We start from the raw sequence: 5920 nt of genomic DNA on the forward strand, positions 1-5920 counted from the left end.
GTCTTTCATTGCCTGAAATGAAAATAAGTAACTTGTTAATTGAAAACTATATTACATTTATTGGCGTACCATCGTATAAAGAAGTGATGGATATATCTGAAAGACTTAGATTCGACTGGAAAATAGAAGGCGAAAAAACAATATATGTAGAGTATTTCGGCTTATATACTGAAGAGACAACAGATGGTGATTACTTATATGAATACCATAATAAAACAAAAAGAAAAATTATGCTTTGCAAACAAAATGACGTTCCACTTATTGAACTATACCCATACGATTTAAAAAACAATTTTAACGGATTGCTAAATAAGTTTAAAGAACACGGAATTGAATTGATCTTAAAACAAGTTTCATAAAAATAAATATGCAATAAATCAAGAAGTGTCTTTAATTAGACGCTTCTTTTTTATTTTCTAAGAAAGGAGCAAKTAAATGGCGAATTCACCAAACGGACTTGGAAATGCAATTGAGCTTAAGGTGATTTTAGGACTGAACGATAAACCTTCCCAAGACAATTTAAATGCACAAATTGCCCAACTCCAAAAGAAATTAGATCAAGTTAAGATTGATATAAAAATTGATCCAAAGGCTATTTCAGCACTGGAGCGTTTAGCGACCCTAGACTTCTCTAAACTGACAAAAGAGTTTAAAAGCGTAGAAAAAGAAGCTAAGGAAATGGCTACAGTTAGTGCAGATGAAATAACTAAGGCGATGAAAATAGCTTCTGATAAGCTCGGAATGGCTTTTAAAAGTGCCATAAAAGGCAGTATTACAGATGTTGACGCACTCAAAAAAGAGTTAAACGGTCTTAATGCAACCATTAAAGTTGATTATGATATTGTTAATGGAAAAAAAGAGTTAAATAAGCTAAAAGCCTCAATTGAAAAAGAAGGTAAAAATGAAACAATTGAGTTTGAAAAAGTTATTAGGCAACTAACGCCTGATAAAACAGACTTCGTATGGATGCCAAAAGTTATACAAGAAACAGACAAACAGCTATCTAACGCAGCTAAAAGCAGTAATGAATTAATTGCTAAAATGAACAAGCTATTATCAGAAGGTAAGATTACAACCAATCAATTCACTGAGTTAGCAAATTCTATAAAAAATGCAGTTGGAACAAGTGGCTTTAGTAGAGCTAATCAACAACTTAATGAAATGGTAGCTGCAACCAAGAGTGCTAATAAGGAATTAATCAACAGAGAACAGATTGAGAAACGCCTAATTGCTAATCAACAAGCTATCCAAAAACAAGTATTAGCTGTTGAGAAGACAATGAAAACTAACGCAAAAACTGTTGATATGAATCAAGCGAATGAGCTATTAGTAAATTATCAGAAACTGAATCCTGCATCTAAAGATTTCAAGCAGAATCTATTTGATATTAATACTCAATTTACTCGAATGAAAACTGTGGCAGCAGAGGCTTCCCGTAGTTCAATGGGAATCATGGATAGTTTCCGTGTTGCGATGGAGAAATTTCCAATTTGGATTAATTTGCTAGTTCAAGTAAAACCTTCCTAATTCGGTGGATACCTCAATTATGAGACAATACCGAGCAAGGCGTGAGCCGTGTGTAACGACTATCGAAAACACATCTTTAAGATGGAAGTGAGTAGAGTAGGAATCAAGCGATTTCGAAACGGAAGGCAGTCATATTGACTGAAGATATAGTCTAATCTCATAGGCGACTATGAGCGGTTCATCAAATGAACGGGTATGAATTAGCGATTCATATCGAATACCAATGGGCAGCATCAACTTTATTCTACGGGGCTTTTAGAACAGCAAATGAATTCATGAGTATTATAGTAGACATTGATACGAAAATGACAGACCTTGCAAAAGTTATGTCGGAGGGTACGGATTTTGAAGCTTTATTTGACAGAGCAACACTATCTGCTGAAAAGTTTGGTCAGTCAATTAGTCAAGTATTAGATTCTTACACTGAGTTTGCACGACAAGGATTCAAAGGTGAAGAGTTAGGAACACTTGCAGATGCTGGACTTGTAGCTTCCAACGTAGGTGACATCACTGCACAAAAAGCATCTGAATACATGACAGCTTCATTAATCCAATGGAAAATGGACGCTAAAGATGCTATGGGTATTATTGATTCGTGGAATGAAATTTCAAATAAATATGCGACCACAACTGAGAAACTTGCTCAGGGTCAAGCTAGAGCTGGTGCGACAGCACGAGCAATGGGATTAGATTTTGATCAGTTAAATGCAATTGTAGGAACAGTAACAGCGTCTACCAAACAATCAGGTAATGAAATTGGTAACTTTGTAAAAGCAGTCCTTCCTCGTTTAGTTGGAAAGCCAGCACAAGACGCATTAGGTTCATTAGGAGTTAGCTTAACGGATAACAAAGGAAATCTACGTGACATTATCCAAGTTTACACTGAGGTTGCGGAAAAGGTTAAAGGTATATCCGATACAGAACGTATAGCAGTAGTTGAAGGTTTAGCGGGCAAGTACCATATCAGTAGGATGCAATCCTTGCTTGATGATTTAGGATCAGCAGATTCAATGTACAGAAGTATGTACGAGTCATCAGTAAACTCAGCAGGATCAGCTAATGAAGAAAACGAACGTTACATGGAATCCCTGCAAGCCCGTATCAACCTTGCTCGTGTAGAAGTTGAGAAATTAGCTTTAGCATTTGGAGACGCATTCCTTACTGAAGGTATGATTCAAGGAATACAAGTGTTTGGAGAAGTCCTAGGAGATATCACAAAATTCGTAGATAAATTCGGTGTTCTTCCTGCGTTATTTGGAGCAACGGGTGTTGCAATGTTCTTGTTATCTTCTCGATTTAAAGCTTTGACAGGCTCAATAGGAACAACAACTGTTRGCTTATTAGGATTTAAGGGTGCGGCACAAGCATCAGCTACAGCATCAACATTAGCAGCAGGAGCAACAAGAGTATTCAGTACAGCCTTAAAAGGCTTATTAGCTTCTACTGGTGTGGGTATTGCATTAGTCGCATTAGGATACGCAACTRAAGCATTTGTCGGCAGCATGGGCAGACAACGTGAAATGCAAGAATCCATTAATCAAGAGAATCGTGAACTTGCAGACTCATATTTAAGTAATAAAGATACAGTCAATTCATTAGTTGAAGAATACGGCAAGCTTGAAGAAGCAATGAAAAAAGGGAAGCCTGATACTGCTACTCAAGAGAAATACTACAGTGTTCAAAATGAATTAGCTCAGATTATGCCTAGCCTTGTTAAAGGTGAAGATTCTTATGGGAATAAACTTCTTGGAAACGCAGATTTAATCGAGAGTCGCATTAGATTAATCGAACGTCAAATTGAAGCCGAAAAAGCATTAACAGATGCTCAAAAAACTAAAGCCGACGCAGAGAAACTTGAAGAGTCAAAGAAATCKGCTAAAGGTAATAAAGCAATCGCTGATGCTAAAGCTACTGAATTCGGCAATAAAGCTGGAAATATCTTAACAGGATTCGCATACAAAGAAGAGATTAAAAACCTTGAGGATATGCAAAAAGCTCTTGAGCACTTTGAGAATGTTAAACGTAAACTTATAGATGGTGGAAGTGATAAAAACTCCCCGAAAGTTCTTGAGGTTCAGGACACAATAGATGACCTAACTAAAATAACTGATCAATATTTAACTTATCAAAATAAAGCAGAATCAGCAGAGCTTTATGTTGCTACTAAAGCTACTGAAAGTGCAGAAAAACGTATTGAAGCAAACGAAAAAATTTCACAGTCTTCCAGAGATTTAGCTAAAGGAATTTTATACGACGCTACTTTGATGGCTAAGTCAATGAAAGAATCTGAAAGCATCGCAACTATTTTCGATGGAATTGATTCGAAAGGTTTCGAGAAAAACTTAAATGATGCAACTGACGCTATATCGACTTTTGTTAATTCTTCTAGTGACGATTTTGAAACACAGAAGGAAAATTTAGAACAAGTCGGACAAAAGCTAAAAGAAACATTGTTACTTAATGCTAAGGACTCCAAAGGCAATGCTTTAAGCAGCGAATCTGCACAGTATAAAAACATTGAGAAATCCATTGATGCTTATATTGGAAAGCTAATACTTCAAGAATCACAAGTTAGACAAGTTGCTGATGCTCAAGGAATTTCTATTGAACAAGCAAGAAATCAAAATTTAATCAATGGTGATTTAGAAGACGGTACAGCAGAACTCAATGAAGAACTGCAAAAATATTTAGCCAATTTGCAAGAGTTGAAATCAGTAGAAGAACAACTAGTCGGTGTATCATCGGCTCAACTTTCTGAAACTAATGACCTTATCTTCCTATATGACACTTTAGCGAATAAAGTTAATTTAACAGCACAAGAAGAAGGATTCCTTGCAGACGCAAAAGAAAAACTCCTCGCATTGTATCCAGAGTATTTCCAAGTAAGAGAAAATGGAATTGTTGCATCTGAAAATGAAATATACATGCTTAAGGCTGAAACTAAAGCTAATGAGCAATTGATGGAAGTCATTAAACTTGCTAAAGATGGCAAATTAAACGCAGAACAAACAATGACGTATAACTCAGCTATGGGTACTAAAGCTCGACTTGATAATGCTAAACAAGAATTAATCGCATTGTCTAAATTGGTTCAAGCTTACAATAAATTCTCACAAAATGCTGTTGCTGAAGCAGAAAGATTAAATCGTTCGGCTCAAGGTAACATGAGTGAAGATGCTTTCATTAAGGCTCAGAAATTTGCAGGTTTTGCTCGTGAACAATCTAATGCAACGATTGATTTAACTCGTGAGATTAACTCTCTAGTGTCAGAGATGAATGGTTATACTGGTTCAACACTCGATTCTTATGAAGCTACACAAAAAGCTGAGAAAGCTTCTAAATCCGCAAACAAAACAACAAAAGAGTCCATTTACGTTTCAGATAAATATAAACAAGCACTAGAGAAAATTAACTTAGAGATTGAGAAACAACAGGCATTACAAGCTAAATTTCCTGACTACTCTAAACAACATCGAGATTCTTTACAAAAGGAAATCAAACTACAAAAAGACAAAACGAAAATTCTACAACAACAAGCAAACGAATTAGAGAGACAGATTAAATCAGGAAAAATTGCAGCTACAGGTATGGTATCAACTAGCTCTTCTTCTGCTACTTCTACTCAGAGGCTTTCAGGCTGGACAGGTAAACGGACTGGAGAATTAGGCGACTCTCGTGGTGGAGGGACTCGTAAACATCGTGGTGTAGATATCGCACAACCATTAGGAACAAGATTAGATGCAAATGTGTCTGGTAAAGTAATTGCTTCAGGCAATGCTGCTAAAAATGGATACGACTCCTCATACGGTAATTTAGTTGTTGTTCAAGACGACAGTGGAGTTAAACATCTATATGCTCATCTTGATAAAGCGATGGCTAAACTAGGATCGACTATTACTGCTGGTATGCAGATTGGGACAATAGGCTCTACAGGTGGTTCTACTGGAAGTCACTTGCATTATGAGGCTACTAAAAATGGTCAGATTATCGAGCCTAGTGGATATATTGCTGATGCTCAACGTGGTGTTAAGTCAACAAGCACATCAGGATCAACTAGTGTAGCAAATACTCAACAAGCGATTGACCAAGCAAAATCAGATTTAATAGGTATTCAAGGTGACATTGCAAATGTACAGCAATTAATCTCCCAGTTAGAGTTAGATGCAGTCAATTCACGACTAGCTGAATTTGAAAACTCACGAGAGAAATACCAACGTGTGTTGGATTATGAAAACGCCAAACTTGAGACATTGGATAATACCTCTCAACGCTATGTTGCTACACTTGAAAGACAAGCAAAATTCTTAGAATATAAACAGGATGCGAATAAACAAGAATTAAGATACATCAATGGCACAATCGCACGAGGAAAATTGTCAGCAGCAGGTATGGC

3 protein-coding genes are annotated in these 5920 nt (G+C 36.5%); all 3 read left to right on the forward strand.

What is annotated here, in order from left to right; all coding sequences use genetic code 11:
- The coding region (locus AC1DSL_RS15205; RefSeq protein ID WP_477532819.1) for a hypothetical protein at window positions 1–359 on the forward strand (359 nt) is incomplete at its 5' end.
- 76 nt (window positions 360–435) lie between these two features.
- Window positions 436–1527, forward strand: coding sequence for a hypothetical protein (locus tag AC1DSL_RS15210; protein WP_477532820.1), 1092 nt, complete (start codon window positions 436–438; stop codon window positions 1525–1527).
- A gap of 185 nt (window positions 1528–1712) precedes the next feature.
- Window positions 1713–5920: phage tail tape measure protein (locus AC1DSL_RS15215; RefSeq protein WP_477532821.1), on the forward strand; the 4208-nt coding region annotated here is incomplete at its 3' end.

The sequence above is a fragment of the Paenisporosarcina sp. P4_D4 genome, from assembly GCF_056401835.1.

Bases quoted from the DNA above. Each gene is read 5' to 3' on its own strand.
- AC1DSL_RS15210 (WP_477532820.1), top strand. From the start codon at position 436: ATGGCGAATTCACCAAACGGACTTGGAAATGCAATTGAGCTTAAGGTG.